General features: G+C 62.4%; 18 protein-coding genes. 7 read left to right on the top strand and 11 right to left on the bottom strand.

Features of this window, described 5'->3' with window-relative positions; all coding sequences use genetic code 11:
- Positions 1–24 precede the first annotated feature (24 nt).
- From B5527_RS36450 to B5527_RS36440, 3 genes are all read right to left on the bottom strand, one after another.
- Positions 25–2,235, bottom strand: coding sequence for an ATP-binding protein (locus tag B5527_RS36450; protein ID WP_172842769.1), 2,211 nt, complete (start codon positions 2,233–2,235; stop codon positions 25–27).
- Positions 2,236–2,769: 534 nt separating this feature from the next.
- Positions 2,770–2,955, bottom strand: a complete 186-nt coding sequence (locus tag B5527_RS36445; protein ID WP_079605797.1) for a hypothetical protein — start codon at positions 2,953–2,955, stop codon at positions 2,770–2,772.
- Positions 2,956–3,925: 970 nt separating this feature from the next.
- Positions 3,926–5,047 carry a tyrosine-type recombinase/integrase gene (locus tag B5527_RS36440; RefSeq protein WP_079605796.1) on the bottom strand — a complete coding sequence of 374 codons (1,122 nt, stop codon included), beginning with the start codon at positions 5,045–5,047 and terminating at the stop codon, positions 3,926–3,928.
- A gap of 148 nt (positions 5,048–5,195) precedes the next feature.
- Here B5527_RS36440 and B5527_RS36435 point away from each other — a divergent pair, with 148 nt between their 5' ends.
- Positions 5,196–5,627, top strand: a complete 432-nt coding sequence (locus tag B5527_RS36435) for a hypothetical protein (RefSeq protein ID WP_079605795.1) — start codon at positions 5,196–5,198, stop codon at positions 5,625–5,627.
- A gap of 148 nt (positions 5,628–5,775) precedes the next feature.
- On the opposite strand, the gene B5527_RS36430 is transcribed toward B5527_RS36435, so the two are convergent.
- Together B5527_RS36430 and pyrE are read right to left on the bottom strand one after the other, a co-directional pair.
- Entirely contained in the window at positions 5,776–6,576 is an 801-nt protein-coding gene (locus B5527_RS36430; protein ID WP_245332385.1) for a DUF2865 domain-containing protein, read from the bottom strand.
- Positions 6,577–6,770: 194 nt separating this feature from the next.
- Positions 6,771–7,328 carry an orotate phosphoribosyltransferase gene (gene pyrE, locus B5527_RS36425; protein WP_079607787.1) on the bottom strand — a complete coding sequence of 186 codons (558 nt, stop codon included), beginning with the start codon at positions 7,326–7,328 and terminating at the stop codon, positions 6,771–6,773.
- Positions 7,329–7,572: 244 nt separating this feature from the next.
- Between pyrE and B5527_RS36420 the strand changes: the two genes are divergently transcribed.
- Positions 7,573–8,199, top strand: a complete 627-nt coding sequence (locus tag B5527_RS36420; RefSeq protein ID WP_079607786.1) for a glutathione S-transferase family protein — start codon at positions 7,573–7,575, stop codon at positions 8,197–8,199.
- A gap of 62 nt (positions 8,200–8,261) precedes the next feature.
- Here the strand turns inward: B5527_RS36420 and polA are convergent, their stop codons facing one another.
- Positions 8,262–11,339 carry a DNA polymerase I gene (gene polA, locus B5527_RS36415; RefSeq protein WP_079605794.1) on the bottom strand — a complete coding sequence of 1,026 codons (3,078 nt, stop codon included), beginning with the start codon at positions 11,337–11,339 and terminating at the stop codon, positions 8,262–8,264.
- 173 nt (positions 11,340–11,512) lie between these two features.
- Positions 11,513–12,589 (bottom strand): acyltransferase family protein, encoded by a 1,077-nt coding sequence (locus tag B5527_RS36410; protein WP_079605793.1) that lies wholly within the window; start codon positions 12,587–12,589, stop codon positions 11,513–11,515.
- A 176-nt stretch (positions 12,590–12,765) separates the two neighbouring features.
- Here B5527_RS36410 and B5527_RS36405 point away from each other — a divergent pair, with 176 nt between their 5' ends.
- From B5527_RS36405 to B5527_RS36385, 5 genes are all read left to right on the top strand, one after another.
- A complete protein-coding gene (locus B5527_RS36405) occupies positions 12,766–14,085 on the top strand; it encodes a UDP-glucose dehydrogenase family protein (protein ID WP_079605792.1) in 1,320 nt (439 codons plus the stop codon).
- Between the two features lie 185 nt (positions 14,086–14,270).
- Positions 14,271–16,832 carry an ATP-dependent helicase HrpB gene (hrpB, locus tag B5527_RS36400; protein ID WP_079605791.1) on the top strand — a complete coding sequence of 854 codons (2,562 nt, stop codon included), beginning with the start codon at positions 14,271–14,273 and terminating at the stop codon, positions 16,830–16,832.
- 107 nt (positions 16,833–16,939) lie between these two features.
- Complete coding sequence (locus B5527_RS36395; protein WP_079605790.1) at positions 16,940–17,626, top strand: HAD family hydrolase; 687 nt, start codon at positions 16,940–16,942, stop codon at positions 17,624–17,626.
- A 176-nt stretch (positions 17,627–17,802) separates the two neighbouring features.
- Positions 17,803–18,324, top strand: a complete 522-nt coding sequence (locus tag B5527_RS36390; protein WP_079607785.1) for a TIGR02281 family clan AA aspartic protease — start codon at positions 17,803–17,805, stop codon at positions 18,322–18,324.
- Between the two features lie 126 nt (positions 18,325–18,450).
- Positions 18,451–19,950, top strand: coding sequence for a phosphomannomutase/phosphoglucomutase (locus B5527_RS36385; protein ID WP_079605789.1), 1,500 nt, complete (start codon positions 18,451–18,453; stop codon positions 19,948–19,950).
- A gap of 146 nt (positions 19,951–20,096) precedes the next feature.
- On the opposite strand, the gene B5527_RS36380 is transcribed toward B5527_RS36385, so the two are convergent.
- The 4 genes from B5527_RS36380 to B5527_RS36365 form a co-directional block, all read right to left on the bottom strand.
- Positions 20,097–20,597, bottom strand: coding sequence for an Lrp/AsnC family transcriptional regulator (locus tag B5527_RS36380; RefSeq protein ID WP_079605788.1), 501 nt, complete (start codon positions 20,595–20,597; stop codon positions 20,097–20,099).
- A 70-nt stretch (positions 20,598–20,667) separates the two neighbouring features.
- A complete protein-coding gene (locus B5527_RS36375) occupies positions 20,668–21,630 on the bottom strand; it encodes a sugar kinase (protein WP_079607784.1) in 963 nt (320 codons plus the stop codon).
- A gap of 76 nt (positions 21,631–21,706) precedes the next feature.
- Positions 21,707–22,657 (bottom strand): NAD(+) diphosphatase, encoded by a 951-nt coding sequence (nudC, locus tag B5527_RS36370; protein WP_079605787.1) that lies wholly within the window; start codon positions 22,655–22,657, stop codon positions 21,707–21,709.
- Between the two features lie 13 nt (positions 22,658–22,670).
- Positions 22,671–23,099, bottom strand: a complete 429-nt coding sequence (locus B5527_RS36365; RefSeq protein WP_079607783.1) for an HIT domain-containing protein — start codon at positions 23,097–23,099, stop codon at positions 22,671–22,673.
- Positions 23,100–23,172 lie beyond the last annotated feature (73 nt).

The following is a 23,172-nucleotide window of genomic DNA, read 5'->3' as shown; positions in this document are numbered from 1 at the left end:
TTTTCCGGGGGATTTAATCGAGCGTTATGTCGGGACAGCTGCGTTTGGCAACGTTTGAGGCGGGTGCGCAGCTCTGAAGGAGGCGACGAAGGTATCTCTATCGTTTAATCGGATCAGCACGGGATTTTCACAGGAAGATGCCTTGCCAAACAAGACGGCGTGACGAGCCTCAAGACTGGGTAGGATTTTAGCGTAATCGCTGCCTATATAGTTTGAAAGGAAGTCCTTTCCGGTCTCATCAAATGTACGCATAGCAAAGATCGTATTGCACTGATTAAGAATGGTCTTCGTAACGTTGGCAGTGCGCTGCGTGATCAGCAAGCATCCAAGCCCGTATTTTCGACCTTGAAGTATAGCGCGTGCCGTCGCTGCCGTCGCCGTTCGGTCGCCCTCGGATGCCACCGAATTCCACTCTGGTACGATGGAGTGGGCTTCCTCGAACACGAGACATATGCGAGCCGTATCAGTCATGCCTCCTTGTTGAGCAATATCAAGCGTTGCCTCTGAGATAATGGCCGTGATCTCACATGCTGTTAGCGACGCCATCGCTGCGCTGCCCTGGAACAGGCCGCCCGTCTGATGCCATACGTCAAACTGGGCCGGATTGTACACCCGCAGCAACCGTTGGTTTTCGTTTTGCAAGAATTCCGTCAGCTGCGCCTTCATTGCTTCCTTGAATGCTGGCCGAGTGCCGCCTTGTTCTTTATTCTGATGTGGCACACCGCGTCCTTCGGCAAGTCGCAGCAGATCGAGCTGCGCGGTCTCATGCGCCACGTCGAGGAAGGTGTTGAGCAGGTCTGAATACTGGTTCGTAAGGTCGAGACAGATTACCTTAATCCCGGCAGCAATCATTCGCTCCACGAGTTCAATGGCTAAAAAGCTCTTCCCAATCCCTAAAATTCCGAGCACTGCGGTGTTGTGCGTCACTGCTTCTGAAATGTTTATGTCCACACCGTACGCGGTGCGAGGAAAATGGCCGACGGCAGTCGGGGAATGCACGAAATCCTCTGCCAACTTTAGGAACACAGGGCTATTGATCTTGGGCAACCATTTGACGGGCCTGAAGCAAGCATCCGTGACATCCCAGCGCCCGATTTTTCGTGCCCTCGCGCGAGCATATCCATACTTGTTCTTCTGTTGGACTATTTCCTCACGCGTGAGACCTTCAATCACTTGATAGAGCACAGGCTGCCCGGCGATGTTCGTTTCGACAAGGCAGCCCTCTGTCATTTCTCGATCTTCGATGACTTCAAACTGTAGGAAGTCGAGCGAGGTGTCCTGATCTACAATTCCACAAAATTGATCCATCCGCCGAATGATACTGGCTGCGTGCGCTGCCGGGATGGCCGCCTTCTCATCTGGCGTAAGTGTGAGCTGCACAGCAACGCCGGTGCCAACACCAGTAGCCACAGCATTTGTACGTTGGGCCAGTAGGGCAGGCACGGGAACGGTCAGGACACGAAGCAGATTGCCTTCGTCACGACCCACATAATTCAACGCGACCCCTAAAGCCTGAGGTCCGCCATCATCGCAAACTAACAGTGGACATCCCGCAGGGATGGCGGCCCCATCGGTCTGTCGAATGAGTACTATGCCTGGCGATTGATGCGCCGCGATTAATCCAATTACTCCCTCAGGCGCGGTTCTAGTGCCGAGATCATTGAGCCAAGAAATAAAAGCGAGCAACCGGTCAATGGGCGCAAAGGCGACAATGAACAAGGTCGCTGTGAGTATTGCGAACACTTGAAGCGGCTGCGAGCGGTGAAACACCCATACGGCTGCCACGATTACTACTGTGAAAATGACATTTGGTGCACCCAAGGCGCGGGCGAACCGTTCTGATGCGATCAGCCAAGGAGGGCTACGCATTCCCAGAGGCGGACGAAGAAGAAGACTGATGATCGAAATGATGAATACGGCAACGCAGTAAGCACCAGCCCAATAAAGTGCGGCCAGAGGCATGGATTTTTCATGCGCCGCTTCCCATGCCGCGAGGATGGATACGCAACTGACGAACGCATTGGTCGCAGCGTCACCCGGAGGGGTGAAATACGGGTTGAGAAGCCGGCTTCCCAACAGCAGGCTGGCTATGCCGCTGTAGAACCAGAGGCCATTTATTGTGCCAGGCGGCAGATGCGGCTCAACAATCCAGTATTGGATCGCGAGAAGCGCCCCGCAGTAGATAATAAGAGCGATGACCCTCTGCCTCGGGCCAGCTTCGGGGAAAACTGTCATAGAAAGCCCTGATGCGAGTGTATGTATAGGCTTGAGCCACTCCATCTTGGCTTAAATTCAAGGTTGTGAGGAGAAAAAAGTAAACTTGCTTGGAGGCAGCGCAGGTTTGCCACAAGAAAGACGCTGCGCAGATGTTCGAAGCACTCCTCGCCGAATGGATAGCCATCTCTAAAGACAATCGTGCCTCGATAGTTCCGATCGGCTGCAGTCCAATGCAGCCTTATGGCTTCGCCAAAGATCGGTCTAGCCATCCGCCAAGTCGGCTTACGGCTGCTATTCCTCGGTCGGTAGCTTTGGCAATTTCTTTCGCGGCTTTTGCACCTTCGGTGATGGGATCAGCGGTCATTCTGCGCTCACGAGATTTCGGCCGCGTAGCGGTCGTAAATTTCAAAAAAAATTCCTCAAGGGAGACGATGTTGAGGGAGGAGCCCTCGCAACATCACGAAGTTCATACAGCCAGACATTCTTGAAGGCGAAGAGGGGGTACGGGGCGAAGCGTCCTCGTGGGCTAGGCCAAGAGGGTGGCTCGATGGGTTAATGACGAGGACCGGGGAACGGGATCACGTCACCCTCTGCCGCCTTGATGACCGCCTTGGCCATCTCCATCGGATCGAACCCAAGGCTGGCCAGAGCCTCGGCAACACCCTGTCGGTCCAGCTCATCGACCACAGCCTCGGCCACCTTCATCAGGCGGGCTGTGTTGGCGATCTCATCAGTCATGATGATCCGTGTCCTATCTTCGGGGGCCCACCAGTCATGGGGGAGCCATCAAGGTACCCCATATCCCCTAGCCATGTTCAGGACAGCTTCAGTATCCCCTATAGCGTAACGGCGAACGTCAGCACTGTAGGTTCAAAGGACCGGGACTTGGGGTCCCGCTCGCGCTTCAGAAACTCCGGCTGCGATCTCTCGTACGCGGTCATTTATTGTGCGCATTTTCCGGCCTCGTCGGCAGGTTGCGCGTCCCGATTTTGACCATCGAACGAAAACTGAACATCTTGCTACCATTTTGCTACCCGACCCGGTAGCAGCGCGTGACACAAAACGAAATGTGGTGGACGGCGATGCCGAAATCCTCAAAGAAAACAGGATCGAGCCGAACGGGCCATTACTGGCTGAGATGGCTGCAACCGAATTTCGAGTGCGGTGCATTCGACTGCCTCCCGCAACGCGACACGTTCCAGCTTGGCAACCATTGATCGCCCCCCATCGCCAATTCCCCGGGACGGGATCATCGGGTAAATGGCATTTCTGTCAATCAGCGCATGCGCTCGCTTGACTTGCCGCGTGACGCTGGAGCGGTCTATAGAAAGCGGGCCGGGTAGTCAGCCGACATCACGATGACACAATGATGCGAGACGAAAATCGGGTCAAAAAGTGCGAGAAGTACCTGATTTTATTGAATAAGTTCGCGGGCGTAGTTCAATGGCAGAACGGCAGCTTCCCAAGCTTTAGCGTCGGCGCGGCTTGATCCGGCGGCATCCCCGCGGCTGCTATCTGTTTCAATGTGTATTCGACCATAATCAGGCCCTCCCTTTCAGGCCGGCTCGGGATAGTCGGCACCAATGCCCGGCGCTGCGCTTCGCGATGCTTCGCTCATGCCGCCGCGTCGTGCCCGTGCGGCTCGCGGGCCTCTTCGGTTTGGTCGTTCCTATCGGACACGTGATCGGCTCCGGGTTTTATCGTGCCCCTAACGCACGGTCACGAAGTCGGCCCAAGCTTGCATGATGAGCCGGCGCTTCGGCAAGAGGTCGTCGCGCTGATACGCCTTCCGAACTTTCGATCTCCGCTCGTGCGCGATGCAGCGGTCGGCGAGGTCGTCCGGCCAATCGGTTTCCGCAGCAACCCATTCGGTGAACGAAGTTCTCATCCCGTGCACCGTGTAGCCGTCGCCGCCGTTGGCCTTCAATGTGTTGAGCAAGGCGTTCACACTGGAGACCTTGAACAGCGGGATGTTGTCGGCGCGACGCTCGCCGAGCAGTGCCAGCGCAGCCGGCGACAGCGGCACGCGATGCATCTTCCGGCCCTTCATTCGGGTTTTTGGGATGACCCAAGTCGGCTGCCCGTCAACGTCCGTGATCTCGCCCCACGTCGCCGGAGCCTTGTGCTTAGCGCCGATCACTTCATCGGTCCGCGCGCCGGTCAGAATGGTCCATTGCAGCGCCCGAGCGTCGTCACCGTCGAGCTTGGCAATCCGTGCGTAGAAGCCGGGCACGTCGCGCCAAGGCATGGCCTCGTGGTGCTCGACCTCATCGTCGGCCGGGCCGCGTTGGATAATGACCCCGGTCTCGGCGTACCGGATGACGGCTTCAATCCAGCTTGTGGCTTTCCGCCGTGCCGACTTCCCGAGCTTTTCGAGTGCGTCGTTTTTGGCTGCCTGATCGATGGCCTTGACGGGCAGGGCCGTGAACGCCGGCAACTGCTCGAAGGTCCGTTCATGGTCCCGCCGTTCCCGGGCGCGATTGGAGGGCGTCCATTGCACCTGTTTTTTGTCGAGGTACTTGCTGAGCCATTCCCCGAACGTCGCGCCCACGGGCCGCGCTCGCCCGGCAGTAAGCATCTGGAACGGGTCGCGCCCCTCGTGGGCGGCTTCCCGGAGCTTGCGGGCGATCTCACGGGCCTTATCGATCTGGTAGACGCTGGCCGGGCCAATGCTCCGCCATGTCTCTTTGTGACGCCAGACCCACGACGCCTGACCGGGAGATGCGACTTGCAAATAGAGCCCGCCTCCGTCACAATGTTTACCCTTTGTTCGCATGAGCCGGGCAAGCTCGCCTTTCTTTTCGTTCCCCGTGATAAGTTCGATGGCCATGATCTCTTTCCACGTTTGTTTCCACGTGCGTTGTCATATCCCGAGATATCTTAACGCATCCATAATAGTCATAATTGTGGACAAATCAACGAGTTAGTGATCTCGAGTAGTCCGGAGTTATCCTGAGATATAAAATCCAGAGGTCTACATGTCCACCATCGCCTTCGATCAATTCGCGCTCACCCGCATTGCCGACTTCGCCCGTTCGCTGTCGCGGCTGCATCAGGCTTCCCGCCGCCAGGCCGTTGACGACGACGCGATCGACCGTGAATTCAACGCGGTCTGCCAATCGGTCTGGGGCTACACCACCGACGATTTCAGCGACGACCTGTTTTCCGACAAGGACCACGCTTGGCTCGATTCGCTCGACGAGGCGCATGCGCGGATCTTCGCCGCCGAGCAGGGCTACGACCTCGTCGACGACGAGGGCATGCTGACGGACTGGTGGGGCTATTGCTGGATGATATTGGCCGAAAAACGCGGCCTGCTGACGCCGGAAAACCGCGCCGCGGCGCGCGCTTCCATTGAGGAAAAATATCTGTCGGCGCCGAACGTGATCGGCGTCATCGTCGGGCGGTGATGTTGCTGACGTTCCGCATTCTCCGTCATTCCGGGATGGTCCGAAGGACCAGACCCGGAATCTCGAGATTCCGGGTTCGATGCGGAGCCTGTCATCGGGCCGGCCAGAGGCCGGACCCGTTGGCATCGCCCCGGAATGACAATTCGACTCAGTCCGCTTCCGCGCGCTTGCCCCGCGGCGAAGTGGCCTTCGGCGCCGTGCGTGCCGGTAGCGCGACGTCGCGGCTGGTCTCGGGCAATGGTGCTTCACTGGTGATCATTTCGGCGTTCACCGGCGCCACCTTCATCTCGCCGAGCCGGGCGCGGACTTCGGCGGTCAGGCCCGGATAGGAAGCGACCGGGGTGAATTCCGCGGTCTGGCCGCTGCCGGCCTTGGCGCTGGAATAGGCCACCAGCCCGCTGGTGGTGGCGATCACATCGCCCGGACGCAGCGAGGTGTCGAGTGTCAGATCGACCGGCGCCAGCCCCGCGGCGTCGCGGCCGTTGCAGGTGCAGTCCGCGCGCAATGCCTTGCGATAGGCGTAGGCATTCTCACTGTCGGCATAGCGTTCGCCATTGCCGGACGAGGCGCTGTCGATGGTGCTGCCGAAGAAAACTTTGGTGACGCTGGCCGGGCAAAACGCCTGGCACATCTGCACCGGCGTCGCGTTGCCGCGCGACAGCGGAAAATACCGGCCATCGCAGCTGCGCACGCAAAATGCGGGGCCGGAGCCGCTGGAGGCCACCGGGCGCGGCGGCGGCGCCGGCGGCTGGTTGAGGCCGAACGGATCGGCGAAGAAACTGGCCTGCGGTGGGGCCTGGCGCGCTTTCTGGGTGCCGCCAAAGAAAAAGTCGAACAGGCTTTCGGCGGACGCCATGCGCGGCGCCAGCGTGACGGAGCCAGCGAGCGCGACGGTGGCAACAAGCATCATGCGGCGCCGCACGCGCTGATAAGGCAACTCTGTACGCAACGCTTACTCCACCCGACGCCGCAAAACCGCTGGGCGGGAAGTGCCTCAGCCCGGAATCACATTAGTTCGGGATGGTAAACGAGCCATGAGCGCGCGCCGGATGGCGAAAAGAAAATGCTTCTTTTCACCTCGCCCCGCTTGCCGCCGCGAAGAGCGGGCAGACCGGCAGGATACAGCCGCACACGCCATCAATCCTACAAGAACTCGCCGGCCTTGTAGAGCGAGCGAAACGGAAGCCCGGCTTGCGCAAAGGCTTCAGTAGCGCCTTCGTCGCGGTCCACCATGGTGAACACCAGGACGATCTCGGCGCCGGCCTCGCGCACGGCTTCCACCGCCTTGAGCGCCGAGCCGCCGGTCGTGGTGACGTCCTCGACGATCACCACGCGCTTTCCTTGCAGGCTCTCGCCCTTGGCGAGGCCCTCGACGGCGAGGCGGGCGCCGTGCTCCTTCGGCTTCTTGCGCACGAAGAATGCCGCGATCGGATGGCCCTTGAGCCAGGACAGCTGCGCGATCGCGCCGGCCAGCGGCACCGCGCCCATTTCGAGACCGCCGACATAATCGAGGCCATCGTCCTTCAGCGCTTCGAACGTCAGCTCAGCCAGCAAGGCAGCGCCTTCGGGATCGAGCATGGTCGGCTTGAGATTGAAATAGAAATCGCTCTTGCGGCCCGAGGCCAGCGTGATCTCACCGCGGCCGAACGAGCGCTTGCGGATGATCTCGGCGAGGCGGGCGCGGGAGGCTGATTTGGACAAGGTTTTTTCTCGGGGCGGAAGGTGGCGCAATCTATCGGCGGACGGACACAGATTCCAGAGCGGAATGGCGCCGTCAACAGCGCTGGTGTCATCATCCGCCAACGCGTCGCGCGAAGCGCGCGCCCGATGACAGGCTTCAGCGGATGATCCACTATTCCGCGACGGTGGTTGTAAGGCCGAGACATTTGGGCGTACTGGATACCCCGCTTTCGCGGGGTATGACAAAGATCGGGGTATGACAAACATGACCATCGAACTCCACACCTGGAACACGCCGAACGGCCGCAAGATCAGCGTCGCGCTGGAGGAGATGGGGCTGCCGTACAAGGTTTTCCCGGTGAATATCAGCAAGGGCGAACAGATGGCGCCGGATTTCCTCGCCATCAGCCCCAACAACAAGATTCCCGCGATCATCGATCCCGACGGGCCGGGCGGCAAGCGCGTCAGCATCTTCGAATCCGGCGCGATCCTGCTTTATCTCGGCGAGAAGACCGGCAAGTTCCTGCCCGCGCCGCTGATCGAGCGCATTCCGGTGTATGAATGGCTGATGTGGCAGATGGGCGGCTTCGGACCGATGCCGGGGCAGGTGCATCACTTCATCGCGCTGGAAAACGAAGCGGAACGCGCCTACGGCCTGAAGCGTTACATGGCGGAGACGCGAAGGCTCTACGGCGTGCTGGATCGCCGGCTTGCCAACCACGACTTTGTCGCAGGTGCGCTCTCGGTTGCCGATTTCGCGATTCTCGGCTGGGCGTGGCGGCACGAGCGGCACAAGGTGTCGTTTGCGGACTTCCCAAATGTCGGCCGCTGGTACGACACGCTGATGGCGCGTCCCGGCGTCAAGCGCGGCATGGAAGCGAAGCTGGATTGAGGGCACCGCTGTCATCGCCCAAGCCGGGCGAAGACAGCGGTGACGAACGACAGCGGCGGCGTCTAATGCGCCTCGTCCCAATTGTCCGCCGCTCGTGCATCGACATGCAGCGGCACCGAGAGCAGCACCGCGGGAAAGGGCGCGTCCTGCATGGTGTGCTGGACCACCGGCAAGGTCGCGGCGACCTCGTCGTCGGGCACCTCGAAGATCAGTTCGTCGTGCACCTGCAGCAGCATCTGCGCCGAGAGCTTTTTCTCCGCCAGCGCCGCTTCCATCCGGGTCATGGCGCGGCGGATGATGTCGGCTGCGGTGCCTTGAAGGCGCGCGTTGATGGCGGCGCGTTCGTTGAAGGAGCGGACCGAGGCGTTGGAGGCTTTTATGTCGGGGTAATGACATTTCCGGCCGAACAGCGTCTCGACATAGCCATGGACCCGGCAGAAATCCCGCGTCGCGTCCATATAGGCGCGGATGCCGGGAAAGCGCTCGAAATATTTCTTGATGTAGGCGGAGGCTTCCTCGCGGGCGATGCCGAGCTGGTTGGCGAGGCCGAATGCCGAGATGCCGTAGATGATACCGAAATTGATCGCCTTGGCGCGGCGGCGCACCTCGCTTGGCATGTCCTTGATCGGCACGCCGAACATTTCCGACGCGGTCATGGCGTGAATGTCGAGCCCGTCGCGGAACGCCTGCTTCAGCACGGGAATGTCGGCGATTTCAGCCAACAGCCGCAACTCGATCTGCGAGTAGTCCGCCGACACCAGCTTGTGGCCGGGCGAGGCAATGAAGGCGCGGCGGATCTTGCGGCCGTCCTCGGTACGAACTGGAATATTCTGCAGGTTCGGCTCGTTCGACGAGAGCCTTCCCGTGGTGGTCGCCGCCAGCGCATAGGTCGTATGCACGCGATGGGTCTGCGGATGCACATAGGTCGGCAGCGCGTCGGTATAGGTCGATTTCAGTTTCGAGACCTGCCGCCATTCCAGAATCTTCTTCGGGAATTCGTGGCCCTGCTCGGCGAGTTCGTCGAGAATCTGCGCCGAGGTCGACCACGCGCCGGTCTTGGTCTTGCTGCCGCCGGAAATTCCCATCTTGCCGAAGATGATGTCGCCGATCTGCTTGGGGCTGCCGACATTGATCGGCTCGCCCGCGATCTCCTGAATTTCGGCTTCGACGCGCGCGGCGGTCTGGGCGAACTCGCCCGACAGGCGCGACAGCACCTGGCGGTCGATCGAGATTCCGCGCCGTTCCATCCGCGCCAGCACCGAGATCAGCGGCCGCTCCAGCGTCTCGTAGACCGCGGTCATGCGCTCGGCGATGAGGCGCGGCTTCAGCACCCGCCACAACCGCAGGATCACGTCGGCATCCTCGGCCGAGTACGCGGTCGCCCGGTCGATCGCGACCTGATCGAACGTCAGCTTGCCCTTGCCGCTGCCGGTCAGTTCGCCATAGCTCAGATTGGCATGGCCGAGCCATCGCTCGGCCAGTGCATCGAGCCCATGGGCATTGCGACCGGCGTCGAGCGCATAGGACAGCAACTGCGCATCGTCATGGTTGCAGATGACGACGCCATGCTGGGCGAACATCACGGCGTTGAATTTGATGTTGAAGCCGATTTTCAGGATGCTGGCCGATTCCAGCAGCGGCCGCAGCGCGTCGAGCGCGTCACTGGCCTTGATCTGGTCCGGCGCGAGGCCGGCGGCGAACAGGCCCGAGCCATCGCCGGATTGTTTGTGGCTGAGCGGAATGTAACAGGCGTCATTCGGCCCAAGCGCCAGCGCAATGCCGCAGATCTCCGCCTGCATCGGATCGATCGAGGTCGCCTTGGCGTCGATCGCGACATGGCCGACCTCATGCACCCGCGCGATCCAGGCATGGAGCTCTTCGAGGCTGCGCACGGTCTGGTACTTGCTGCGATCGACCGGGATTTTGCGCGCAGCTTCGGCGCGCGCTGACGCGAGCGAGATCGGGGTGAGGGGCTGTTCGTGGGCTGAAGTTCGGCCTCTCGCAGAACTCGGCGCGCCCCCTCTCCCGCTTGCGGGGGAGGGCGGCGTGGGGGTGCCTCCGCGAACGCCGTCGAAGAGGTCGCCACCCGCTGTGCTCTGACGCACCGGTGCGTTGCCATTTTCGTCGACTTTCTCCGCCAGCGGAAGCGACGCAAACGCGCTCGCCCCGCTCTTGTTGCCCGCATCCGCCTCGACATCCGAAGGATCGATCTGCGCATAGTCGGCGACGCGGCGGGTCAGGGTGGAAAATTCCATCGCCTTCAGGAACGCGATCAGCTTGCGCGCGTCGGGCTCCTGCACCGCGAGTTCGTCGAGCGGCACGTCGAGCGCAACCTTGTCGTCGAGCAGCACCAGCTGGCGCGAGATCCGCGCCTTCTCGGCATTCTCGATCAGCGCCTCGCGCCGCTTCGGCTGCTTGATCTCGCCGGCCCGGGCCAGCAGCGTTTCCAGGTCGCCATATTCGACGATCAACTGCGCGGCGGTCTTGACGCCGATGCCCGGCACGCCCGGCACGTTGTCGGTGGAATCCCCGGCCAGCGCCTGCACCTCGACCACCTTTTCCGGCGGCACGCCGAATTTCTCGATCACTTCGGCAATGCCGATGCGGCGGTCCTTCATGGTGTCGTACATGGTGACGCAGTCGGTCACGAGCTGCATCAGGTCCTTGTCGGAGGAAACGATGGTCGCGGTGGCGCCGCGTTCGCAGGCCAGCCGCACATAGGTCGCGATCAGATCGTCGGCCTCGAAACCGACCTGCTCGAGGCAGGGCAGGTCGAATGCGCGCACCGCTTCGCGAATCAGCTGGAATTGCGGGATCAGGTCGTCGGGCGCCGGCGGTCGGTGCGCCTTGTAATCGGGGTAGAGTTTGTTGCGGAACGTGATTTCCGATTTGTCGAAGATGATAGCGAGATGGGTCGGCCGGTTGTCCGGCGGCATGTCGCGCAGCAGCTTCCACAGCATGTTGCAGAAGCCCAGCACGGCATTGACCTGCAAGCCGTCGGATTTGCGATTCAGCGGCGGCAGCGCGTGGTAGGCGCGGAAGATATAGGAGGAGCCGTCGACCAGAAAGACGTGGTCGCCTTTCGCAGGGGCTTTGACGGCAACGGGTTTTGCAACGGCTTGTTCTGAGGTTTTGGGCATGGCCGCAATTTAGGGATTTTTGCGCTGATTGACAGCCTTTGAGGCCGGAATGAGTCGTGATTTTTGCTCTTTCCAGCGCTCCCGGATTGAATTGCATCCGCAGCCGTTCCATGCCCCCCGTGCGGTCACCGGGCAGGCCCGTGGCGATGACAGCTGTGGCTGTCGTGCGAAAATTACTCCGCCGGCTGCAGCGCCGCCTGCGGCTTTTTCGGCGCGATCCAGAACGTGGCGGGACGCTCGAACAGGAAATCGGCGCCGAGCTTCAGCGCAATCCGCCACAGCGCCAGCGCACCGGTGACGCCCACGATCGTGACCACAAGCGAGATCGTCCCGATGTCGGGGATCAGCCCGGCCCGCAGCAGCAGCGTCCGCGTCGCCGCCATCGGCAGGAAGAACGCCAGATAGATCACGATGGAATGCTCGCCGCAAAAGCGAAGGAAATTCAGCCAGTGCGCCCGCGCCAGCAGCGTGCCCAGCGTGACGATGGCGCAGGCGCCGGAAAGCCCGAGCATCAGCGAGATCAGCGGCCATTCGCTGCAACCAGCATAAACCAGGCTGCCGTCGATGAACGCCCACAGCGCCAGTCCCGCGAGCGCCAGCGCAGGGCGCGCCCGCGCGCGATCGGACAATGCGAACACATATTGGGCGAACAGATAGCCGGAATAGAAATAGACGAAGCGCGCGCCAAATTCATCGATCACGGTCCAGCCGGTCGCGACATGCGCGCTCTCCAGCAATGCCGCCACGCCCCAGATGAAAAGCGGCGGCATCCGCCGTGTCGCCTTGGTGACGACAAAGAATACCGGCAGCAGATAGATGAACCACAGCGTGCCGAACGGCTCGATGAAGGATTCCAGATACAGGAAGCCGACATGACTCCAACTGGTTTCGGCCGCGAACGACGGCGCCTTGAAGCCGAACTGGATCGTCACCCACAGCACATAGAAATAGGCGAAATGCACAACCTTGCGGTCGAGATAAGTGCGCCAGTCGCGGTCGATCACGATCGACAGGAACAGGCCCGAGATCAGGAAGAAGTCCGGCATCCGGAACGGCTTTGCGAACGCGACCAGAAGATGCATGAATCCGGTCTGGCCGGCGGCCAGCTCGACGCCCAGCACCGAATGCATCATCACCACCATGACGATGCAGATGCCCTTGGCATAGTCGACCCAGTCGATGCGTCCTGCCGCCGATGGCACGGAATGCAGGGAATGCTGGGTGGCAGCGGATGTGCCGTTTTTAGTCATCGATGTCCCTTTTCGGCCCGACGTGGCGGCATCATCGGGCTTGGTGGTTTCTTTCTTCTTTATTCATACAAATGACATGCCGATTTTTGAAACCTTTCTGGGTTTCCCCTGTGCGGGGAAATGCTTTAAGACGCGCTCACCATCGATCGCGTTAACCATTAGAGGCAGGTTGTTTCATGCGGATTGCCATGATTGGCACAGGTTATGTGGGGCTGGTGTCAGGGGCCTGTTTTGCGGATTTCGGCCACCAGGTCACCTGCGTGGACAAGGACGCCGACAAGATCGCAGCCTTGCGCCGCGGCGAAATCCCGATTTTCGAGCCGGGCCTCGATTCGCTGGTGGCTTCCAACGTCAAGGCCGGGCGGCTAGATTTTGCCACCGATCTGACCGCTCCGGTCGCCGAGGCCGACGCGGTATTCATCGCGGTCGGGACGCCGTCGCGGCGCGGTGACGGCCACGCCGATCTGAGTTATGTCCACAGCGCCGCGCGCGAGATCGCCGCTGCGCTTTCCGGCTTCACCGTGGTCGTCACCAAATCGACCGTGCCGGTCGGCACCGGCGACGAAGTCGAACGCTTGATTCGCGAAACCAATCCCTCCGCCGATGTCGTGGTCGCCTCCAATCCGGAATTCTTGCGCGAGGGCGCCGCGATCCGCGACTTCAAGTTTCCGGACCGCATCGTGGTCGGCACATCGGACGAGCGCGGGCGCAAGGTGCTCGGTGATATCTACCGGCCGTTGTCGCTCAATCAGGCGCCGGTGATGTTCACCGCGCGGCGCACCGCGGAACTGATCAAATACGCGGCCAACGCGTTCCTCGCCACCAAGATCACCTTCATCAACGAGATCGCCGATCTGTCCGAAAAGGTCGGCGCCGACGTGCAGGAGGTCGCGCGCGGCATCGGGCTGGACAATCGCATCGGCGCTAAATTCCTGCATGCAGGGCCGGGCTTCGGCGGCTCCTGTTTCCCCAAGGATACCCGCGCGCTCGTCAAGATCGCGCTCGATCATGACGTGCCGCTGCGGATCGTCGAGGCGGTGCTGGCGGTCAACGACAACCGCAAGCGCGCGATGGCGCGCAAGGTCTCCAACGCGGCGGGCGGCGGCCTGCGTGGCAAGACCGTCGCGGTGCTCGGCCTCACCTTCAAGCCCGATACCGACGACATGCGCGAGGCGCCGTCGATACCGCTGGTGACCGGGCTGCTCGACATGGGCGCCAAAGTGCGCGCCCACGATCCGGTCGGCATGGAGCAGGCGCGCCGCGAATTGCCGGATATCGAATATTGCGACGACCCCTATGCGTGCGTGCGCGGCGCCCACGCGATGGTGGTGGTGACCGAGTGGGTGCAGTACCGCACGCTCGACCTGGAACGCCTGAAACGCGAGATGGCGCAGCCCGTGATCGTCGACCTGCGCAACATCTACCGGCCCGAGGAGATGGTCGCGCTCGGCTTTACCTACGAAAGCGTCGGGCGAGGTCCAGAACCGCGGCAATGACGCGCTTTCTTCCCTTCTTCCCTTGTGGGAGAAGGTGGCTCGCTTTGGAGCGCACTTGTGCTCCTGAGCGCGCCGGATGAGGGGTCTCTATCCGCGGAGACAGACCCCCCACCCGTCGCCTCACTTCGTGAGACGCCACCCTCACCCACAAGGGGCGAGGGGAAGAATCCGAATGCGAGTCTTGATTGCCCCGCTCCTTCGACATCCCGCTTCCGATCGACGCCGTACTCGACGAACTGGCGCGCACGCTCGCAGGCCGTAACGCCGCCGTGCTGGTGGCGCCGCCGGGCGCCGGCAAAACCACGCGGGTGCCGCTGGCGCTGCTGGATGCGCCGTGGGCGAAGGGTAGGAGAATCATCGTGCTGGAGCCGCGGCGGATCGCGGCCCGCGCCAGCGCCGAGCGCATGGCGCAGACAATAGGAGAAAGGGTCGGCGAGACCGTGGGCTACCGCGTCCGCTTCGGCTCGAAGATATCTCGCGCAACCCGGATCGAGGTCGTCACCGAGGGCATCTTTTCGCGGCAGATCCTCGACGATCCGGAATTGTCGGGCGTTGCCGCGGTGCTGTTCGACGAGTTTCACGAGCGCTCGCTCGATGCCGATCTCGGCCTGGCGCTGGCCCGCGATGCGCAGGTGGGCCTGCGCGAGGACCTGCGTATCCTCGTGATGTCGGCAACCCTCGACGGCGCGCGCGTGGCAAAACTGCTCGGCGACGCGCCGGTGATATCAAGCGAAGGCCGCGCCTTTCCGGTCGAGACCCGCTATCTCGGCCGCAGGGCGGACGCGCCGCTGGAGCGGCAGATGGCGGATGCGATCGCGATGGCGCTGCGCGCCGATCCGGGTTCGGTGCTGGCGTTTCTGCCGGGTGCCGCGGAAATTCGCCGCACCCAGACCTTTCTCGGCGAACGCGTCCACGACGCTGCCATCGAAATCGTGCCGCTGTTCGGCGCGCTCGATGCCGCTGTGCAGGACCGCGCCATTGCGCCTGCGCCGAAAGGCCGGCGCAAGGTTGTGCTGGCGACGTCGATTGCCGAGACATCGCTGACCATCGAAGGTGTCCGCATTGTCGTCGACTCCGGCGTGGCACGGGTGCCGCGCTATGAGCCTGATATCGGGCTGACGCGGCTGGAAACCGTGCGAGCCTCGCGCGCCGCGGTCGATCAGCGCCGCGGCCGCGCCGGCCGCACCGAGCCTGGTGTGTGCTACCGGCTGTGGGATGAGCCGCAGACCGCGTCGCTGGCGGCCTATACCCAGCCCGAGATTCTCAGCGCCGATCTCTCCTCGCTGCTGCTCGACGTCGCGCAATGGGGCGTCAGCGATCCCACCACGCTTTCGTTTCTCGATGCCCCGCCCGCGCCGGCGCTTAAGGAAGCGCGCAGCCTGTTGCGCGAACTCGGCGCGCTCGACGGCGACGGCCGGATCACGGCGGAAGGCCGGAGCCTGCGCGCGCTGGCGCTGCCGCCGCGGCTGGCGCGGATGATCGTGGATTCGCATCGCCTCGGCGCCGGCGAGGAAGCCTCCGAAATTGCCGCCGTGCTCACCGAGCGCGGCCTAGGCGGCGATGGCGTCGACCTCGATTTTCGGCTCGATCAATTCCGCCGCGACCGCTCGCAACGCGCCGCCAGCGCGCGCAGCCTGGCGCAACGCTGGGCGTCGCAGGTGGCTGCGAGTGAAAAGGCTGCCAGCGAGACAGTCGGCGCGACCGCCTTTTCTTCTCCCTCCCCCCTTGTGGGGGCGGGGCGGGGCGGGGAGCAGAGAGGCTTCCGCTCGGATGAAGAAGAGCTAACCACCGGCGTCATGCTGGCCTTCGCCTTCCCGGACCGCGTCGCGCGCAACCGCGGCAATAGCAGCTTTGTGCTGGCCAACGGTCGCGGCGCCGCGGTTGACCAGGCCTCGGCGCTGGCGCGCGCGCCCTATATCGCGGTCGCCGAACTGACCGGCGCGGCGGCGCAGGGGCGCATCCTGCTGGCGGCGCCGATTACCCAAGGGGAAATCGAACAGCACTTCGCCGATCAGATCGAGACCGCGGATCAGATAACGTTCGACCGAAGCGCGCTCGCCCTGCGGGCGCGCCGCAGGAAAACATTGCACGCGATCACGCTGTCGGAGGCGCCGATGGCGCTGCAGCCCTCGGCGGAAACCGCGCGTGTGCTCGCCGATGGCCTGATTGCTTCCGGACTCGACAGGCTGCCATGGTCGAAACCCCTGAAACAGTGGCGCGATCGCGTGATGTTTTTGCGCGCCGCGGAAGGCGCACCCTGGCCTGATCTGTCCGACGACGCGCTGGCGGCGCAGCGCGAGGCATGGCTGGTGCCTGTGCTCTCCGACAAGACTTCGCTGAAGGACATTTCAGCCGGCGATCTGTCGGATGCACTGATGACGCTGTTGCCCTGGGAATTGCGGGCGCGGCTGGAGCGCGAAGCGCCGACGCATTTCGAGGCGCCGACCGGCACCCAGCTCGCGATCGATTACGAGGCCGAGCAGGGGCCGACAATTGCCGTCCGGTTGCAGGAACTGTTCGGGCTCAACACCCACCCGTCGATCGCGAAAGGCAAAATACCGCTGGTGCTGGAACTGTTGTCGCCGGCACACCGCCCGGTGCAGGTCACGCGGGACCTGCCGGGTTTTTGGCGCGGCAGCTATGCGGCGGTGCGTTCCGATCTGCGCGGGCGCTATCCCAGACATCCCTGGCCAGAGGATCCGGCGAGTGCGATGCCGACCCGGCGCGTGAAGCCACGCGGAACCTGATTTCCGCTCCATCCGGATGAAGTTTGGATGACAGAAATATGGCGGGGCAGTGAACCCTTTGGAGCTCCGCGCGTTCCCTTCCGGAAGCTGTCGCCGGTAGGTGTCGGATGAGCGCGGCCTATATCTTTGACGTCGAAGGTACCCTGATCGACTGCGTCGCAGAGATCCTGCAATGCTGGGGCGAGACACTGGCTGCCTTCGCTCTGCGGGTGCCGTCGGCGCATTTGCAGCGGCTGTCGGGCATGGACGGCGACGAGATGCTGGCGATCCTGGCTCCCGGTCTCGACGAACATGCCCGCAAGGATGTCTTGAAAGCGCAAGGCGAGCGCTATCGCGCGCTCTATCTGCCGCGGGTGCGAGAGTTTCCCGGGGTGCGCGCGACTTTCGCCGCCATCAAGTCGCGGGGTGGGCGCATTGCGCTCGCCACCGATTGCAAGGACGACGAACTGAAACGCTATCGCGCTCTGATGAACGTCGACGATCTCTTCGACGCGGTCGCGTGCGGCGACGAGGTTTCCAAAGGCAAGCCCGATCCAGCCTTGGTGGAACTGGCGCTGCGTCATCTCGGCGGTGCGCCGGCCGAGTTCGCCACCATGATCGGGGATACCCCGTTCGATGCGCAGGCGGCACGGCGCGCCGGCGCCTCGGCCTGGGGAACGCTGAGCGGAGGCCATACCAGATCATCGCTGATCGATGCCGGTTGCTCCCTGGTGGTTTCCTCGGTTGGCGATTTCGAGCGATATCTGGCGCGAGAAGAACCGCTGGCCTCGCCGGTTTCGATGCACGAACATTGACTAAATAACTGCCGGCACGGGTTGCCCGCGCGCCCGCTCTTGCGGGAGAAATAGCGGGCCGCGTTAACGCTTCGCTCATCCTTTTCGCCAAAATGGCAGCGTTCGTCGCCTCCGTTAGTCGCGGCTTGGCGGCCGACGTGGTGATATCGGCCGGTCTTCTCATCGAGTGTGGCGTAATGCGTAACATTATGATTTTTGCCGCTGTCATGATTGGTCTCGGCACCTACATGGCGCAGATGGCAGACAAGATGACGGCGACGACGCCGGCGCTCGCCGATGCCGCCTCGCGCAAGGCTGACTCCGTCGAAACCGTCGGGCAGAGCAGTTCACGCACCCTCAGCATCCCGCGCGACGCCCGCGGCCATTTTGAAACCGAAGGCCGGATCGACGGCCAGCGCATCGGCTTCATGGTCGATACCGGCGCGTCGGTGATCGCGCTGAATGAAACCTCGGCGGCGCGGTTCGGGCTACGTCCGTCCCGCGGCGATTACAACGCCACCGTCACCACCGCCAACGGCACCGTCAAGGCGGCGCGCACCCGGCTTGCCATGGTCGAACTCGGCGAACTGGTGGTGCGCGACGTCGATGCCATGGTATTGCCCGATGAGGCGCTGTCGGAAAACCTGCTCGGCCTGTCGTTTCTGTCGAAACTGAAGCGGTTCGAATACGCCAACGGCCAGATGGTGCTGGAGCAATAAGGGCTCTTTTGCTGCCAATCCGCCGCAATCAATTTTCAAGATAAGGCTGTCCCGCCTTCCGCTGCGCCCATGCATTCGCTATGGCTTCAGCGTATTCCTTTTCCGTTTCATGACGAGGCCATTTGAATGTTTCCGAAGCCGAAATCCCTGCTGGTTCCGAACACCTATGCCTATGAATCCGAGCCGATGGTGAAGGCGACCGGTTTTCGCGAATACGACGCCCGCTGGCTATTCGGCAAGGAAATCAACCTGATGGGCATTCAGGCACTGGGCATGGGGCTGGGCGCGCTGATCGCCGAACTCGGCGCCAGCCAGGAGGTCGTTACCGGCCATGATTTCCGCGGCTATTCGGCATCGATCAAATACGCGCTGATTTCCGGGCTGCAGGCATCGGGCTGCAGGGTCCACGACATCGGCCTGTGCATGACCCCGATGGCCTATTTCGCGCAATTCGAACTCGACGTGCCCTGCGTTGCGATGGTGACGGCGTCGCATAACGACAATGGCTGGACCGGCGTCAAGATGGGCGCCAACCGGCCGCTCACGTTCGGCCCCGACGAGATGAGTCGCCTGAAGGAGATCGTGCTCAATGCCGACTTCAAGAACAAGGCTGGCGGCTCATATCAGTTTCACGAGAATTTTCCGGCGCGCTACATTGCCGACCTGACCAGGCGGACGAAGCTGAAGCGCAAGCTGAAAGTCGTGGTCGCCTGCGGCAACGGCACCGCGGGCGCCTTCGCCCCGCAGGTGATGGAAGCAATCGGCTGCGAGGTGGTGCCGCTCGATACCGAACTCGACTATACCTTCCCGAAATACAATCCCAATCCCGAAGACATGGAAATGCTGCACGCCATCCGCGACGCCGTGCTGACACACAAGGCCGATGTCGGCCTCGGTTTCGATGGCGACGGCGACCGCTGCGGCGTGGTCGACAATACCGGCGAGGAGATTTTCGCCGACAAGGTCGGCGTGATGCTGGCGCGGGATATGTCGGCGATCCATCAGAACGCGCAGTTCGTGGTCGACGTGAAGTCGACCGGGCTGTTCATCACCGATCCCATGCTGCAAAAGCAGGGTGCGAAAACCACCTACTGGAAGACTGGCCACTCCTACATGAAGCGCCGCACCAATGAACTGGGCGCGCTGGCGGGTTTCGAGAAATCCGGTCACTTTTTCTTCAACGCACCGCTCGGCCGCGGCTATGACGACGGCCTGATCTCGGCGATCGCGATCTGCGAGATGCTCGATCGCGCGCCCGGCAAATCGATGGCGGATTTGAAAGACGCGCTGCCGAAAACCTGGTCGTCGCCGACCATGTCGCCGCATTGCGCCGACGAAGCCAAATACGGCATCGTCGACAGCGTGGTGAAGCATTTCGAGGCGATGCAGACCAAGGGCGAGAAGGTTGCGGGGCAAAACATCCGCGATCTCGTCACCGTCAACGGCGTGCGCGTCACGGTCGAGGATGGCAGCTGGGGCCTGGTGCGGGCTTCCTCCAACAAGCCGGAACTGGTGGTCGTGGTCGAGAGCCCGGTGTCCGAGCAGCGCATGCGCGACCTGTTCGAGGCGATGGATTCGGTGCTGCGAACGCATCCGGAAGTCGGCGCGTACAATCAGAAGATTTGAGCCCAACCCGTCATTGCCGGGCTTGACCCGGCAATCCATCTTCTTCGCGAGAGTCTTCAAAGATGGATGGATACGCGGGTCAAGCCCGCGTATGACAACCGCAATTGCCGGTGTCGTCGGGATTTGCCCGAAGCTGAAAAAAATGCCTACGCCGCCGGCACCGGCAGCGCGGTGACCGACTTGATCTTCTCCATCGCGAAACGCGAGGTGACATTCTTCAGCGGCACCGCGCCGATCAGCTTCTTGTAAAACACGTCGTAGCTCTGCATGTCCGCGACCACGACGCGCAGCATGTAGTCGACGTCGCCGGCCATTCGGTAGAATTCCATCACCTCAGGCATTGCGCTGACGGCGTCGGCGAATTTGCGAAGCCAGGTCTCGGAATGGTCGGCGCTCTCCACCGACACAAATACGGAGATGCCGAGCCCGATCTTGTTCTGGTCGACCAGCGCGACGCGGCGCAGGATCACTCCGTCGGCTTCCAGCCGCTGGATCCGCTTCCAGCATGGCGTCGATGACAGCCCCACCCGGTCGCCGATCTCGGCAACCGATAGGGAAGCGTCCTCCTGCAGCACCGTCAGAATCTTGCGGTCGATGGCGTCGAGGCGGCGATTGGGCTCGTGGATTTGAAGGGCGAGTTCGGTCATGAGAAGAACTTTGTTCCATTAATAGGGCTTATTACCCTCATATAGAGAAAATTCTTCTAATACAAGCCCCTCATTGGTCGCTCCGGACCGGGTTGGCCGCCGGGGCATGCCTCAAAAATTCCGAGACTTCGGCACGTTGCGGGGCAGCAAAGGCGCCGCCGAACCGGGTGCATTTCAGTGCCGCGGCGGCGGACGCGAACCGCAGCGCCTCCCGCAGATCCTGCTGCTCGGTGATGGCCAGCGCGAACGCGCCATGGAACACGTCGCCGGCGCCCAGTGTATCCACGGTATGCACCGGGAAGGCCGGCGTCTGCTGCAGGTTCTGCTGTTCGTCGAGCCAGAGCGTGCCTTGCGCGCCGCGCGTTCCCGCCAGGAACGACGGCGTCAGCTTCGCCACCTTTTTCAGTGCCTCGGCGTCGTCGGCGACCCCGGCGGTCGATTGCAGCGCCTCGCTGGAAAAGATCAGGTGCGACGAAGCGGTGAGCAGGCCTTCCCGCAGCGACATGGTGCGGTCGACATCGACGATGACGGGAATGCCGCGCCGGCACGCCTCGACGCAGAGATCGGTGCAGAATTCCGCGCAGCGGTTCTCGGTCAGGATGGCGCTGCAGTCCGCGAGCAACTCGCCGGCATCGGGCAGGTGGACCTTCCACAATTCCGGATCGCGGAAGGTGACGATGGTGCGTTCGCCGCTGGGATCGATCATGATGGTCGAGATCGGCGTCACCAGGCCCGGCATGTGCACGATGTGCCTGAAGTCGATGCCCTCATCCGCGAGCTTGTCGAAAATATACCGGGCTGAACTTTCGCGGGAATCGCCCATCGGCCCGCAGATCGAGGCACGGCCGCCGAGACGTACGATCCCGACCGCTGCGTTGAGCGCGTTGCCGCCGCAGATTTGCTCGAAATGGCTGGCGCCGACCTTGTAGCCGCGCTGGGGCAATTCCCCGATCCGGAACGTGAGGTCGCGCACCGGCATACCGATGCAGAGGATGCGCGCAGGAATTTTCGGCGCGGCGGCGTGAAAGTTCATCGGCTCGTCCATCAGGCCCGCCCTGCCACCCGACGGAACCGGCATTCCTAATCGACGAGCCATGATCGGGTTCCACCTATGCGCGGGGCCCGGGGATGGTTTGCAGCCAACGCCCAACCAGATGATGGGCGATCGCAAACGGGTGCGGCCCCGCCAGGCCATCCGGATGTTCCCGCTTCAGCATCAGGGTCGCCTCGGCGCGGTCGAACCAGCGGGCGTCCTCCAGTTCGGTGCGATCGACGACGATGTCCTCGTTGGTGGCGCGCGCGGTGCATCCGATCATCAGGGAGGACGGATAGGGCCACGGTTGCGACATGTAATAATTCACATGGGCGCAGTGGATCCCGGATTCTTCGAAGATTTCGCGGCGGACCGCGTCCTCGATGGTCTCGGCGACTTCGACGAACCCGGCAAGACAGGACCACATGCCGGCAGGAAATTGTTTCTGCCGGCCCAGCAGGCACTTGTCGCCGGAGGTCACCAGCATGATGACGACCGGGTCGGTGCGCGGAAAATGTTCAGCCTTGCAGTTCGGGCAGTCGCGCTTCCAGCCGCCTTCCTTCATCGCGGTCCGGGTTCCGCAATTGGCGCAATAGCCGTGGCGCTGATGCCAGCTCACCATCGATTTGGCCATCGCGATCGCGGAGAGCTGGTCTGGCGGCACCACGCCCTGCATCGCCATGCCGCGCAGTTCGGTGACGGCGACGTCGGTACGGGGCAGCAACTTTTCCGCCGCCGCCGCCGAGATGCCCATGCCGAACACCGGGGCATCCTCGCGCAGGCCCAGGAAGATGGTGCCGGGATTGGCGCCGAATTTCAGTGCTTCGTCGATCGTGAGCAGGGCGCGCGGACCTTCGGCCTCCTGCTTCACCACCAGCGAGTCGCGATAGACCACGTAGGCGCGGGCGTCGCCGCGCCCTTCCAGTGCCAGCAGTTTGGCGTCATCGCCGCGCAGATGCGCGGTGCGATCGAGAATATGCGTGACAAAGCCCGGCTGCCCCAGCGGAAACGAATCGAATGCTGTCATGCGTTCAACCTAGTCAAGATCCCAGCCAGATTTTACGGCGAAGCGCACTGATGAAGGCCTGCACTTCCTCGGCGTCATGGGGCAGCGCCGGCATCACCCCCCAGACCGGACGCGGCCAGGCGACATCGCTGGAGCGGCGCGCGATCACATGCACGTGCAGCTGCGGCACCAGATTGCCGAGTGCTGCGATATTCAGCTTGTCGCATCGGGTGATCTCCTTCAGCGCGCGCGCGACGCGGCTGATCTCCGTCATCAGCTGCGCCTGCTCGACCTCTTCGAGGTCGATGATCTCAACGGCTTCGTCCCGGCGCGGCACCAACAGCAGCCAGGGGAAATGCGCATCCTTGATGACAAGCACCCGGCACAGCGGCAGATCGCCGATGTCGATGGTGTCTTTCTTGAGCTGGGAATGCAGCGACCAGGCGGCGGTGTCAGAAGGCATCAATATTCCCTCGTCATGTCCGGCCTTGTGCCGGGCATCCACGTCTTCCTTGGTGTGGCAAGAAAGCTGGACG

Origin of the sequence: Bradyrhizobium erythrophlei, from assembly GCF_900129425.1 — a bacterium.
GTDB classification, from domain to species: Bacteria; Pseudomonadota; Alphaproteobacteria; order Rhizobiales; family Xanthobacteraceae; genus Bradyrhizobium; species Bradyrhizobium erythrophlei_C.
The sequence above is the reverse complement of the archived record's forward strand: the minus strand, read 5'-3'. Positions and strand labels throughout refer to the sequence as shown.

Bases quoted from the DNA above. Each gene is read 5' to 3' on its own strand.
- B5527_RS36450 (WP_172842769.1), bottom strand. From the start codon at position 2,235: ATGACAGTTTTCCCCGAAGCTGGCCCGAGGCAGAGGGTCATCGCTCTT.
- B5527_RS36445 (WP_079605797.1), bottom strand. From the start codon at position 2,955: ATGACTGATGAGATCGCCAACACAGCCCGCCTGATGAAGGTGGCCGAG.
- B5527_RS36440 (WP_079605796.1), bottom strand. From the start codon at position 5,047: ATGGCCATCGAACTTATCACGGGGAACGAAAAGAAAGGCGAGCTTGCC.
- B5527_RS36435 (WP_079605795.1), top strand. From the start codon at position 5,196: ATGTCCACCATCGCCTTCGATCAATTCGCGCTCACCCGCATTGCCGAC.
- B5527_RS36420 (WP_079607786.1), top strand. From the start codon at position 7,573: ATGACCATCGAACTCCACACCTGGAACACGCCGAACGGCCGCAAGATC.
- polA (WP_079605794.1), bottom strand. From the start codon at position 11,339: ATGCCCAAAACCTCAGAACAAGCCGTTGCAAAACCCGTTGCCGTCAAA.
- B5527_RS36410 (WP_079605793.1), bottom strand. From the start codon at position 12,589: ATGACTAAAAACGGCACATCCGCTGCCACCCAGCATTCCCTGCATTCC.
- B5527_RS36405 (WP_079605792.1), top strand. From the start codon at position 12,766: ATGCGGATTGCCATGATTGGCACAGGTTATGTGGGGCTGGTGTCAGGG.
- B5527_RS36395 (WP_079605790.1), top strand. From the start codon at position 16,940: ATGAGCGCGGCCTATATCTTTGACGTCGAAGGTACCCTGATCGACTGC.
- B5527_RS36390 (WP_079607785.1), top strand. From the start codon at position 17,803: ATGCGTAACATTATGATTTTTGCCGCTGTCATGATTGGTCTCGGCACC.
- B5527_RS36385 (WP_079605789.1), top strand. From the start codon at position 18,451: ATGTTTCCGAAGCCGAAATCCCTGCTGGTTCCGAACACCTATGCCTAT.
- B5527_RS36380 (WP_079605788.1), bottom strand. From the start codon at position 20,597: ATGACCGAACTCGCCCTTCAAATCCACGAGCCCAATCGCCGCCTCGAC.
- B5527_RS36375 (WP_079607784.1), bottom strand. From the start codon at position 21,630: ATGAACTTTCACGCCGCCGCGCCGAAAATTCCTGCGCGCATCCTCTGC.
- nudC (WP_079605787.1), bottom strand. From the start codon at position 22,657: ATGACAGCATTCGATTCGTTTCCGCTGGGGCAGCCGGGCTTTGTCACG.
- B5527_RS36365 (WP_079607783.1), bottom strand. From the start codon at position 23,099: ATGCCTTCTGACACCGCCGCCTGGTCGCTGCATTCCCAGCTCAAGAAA.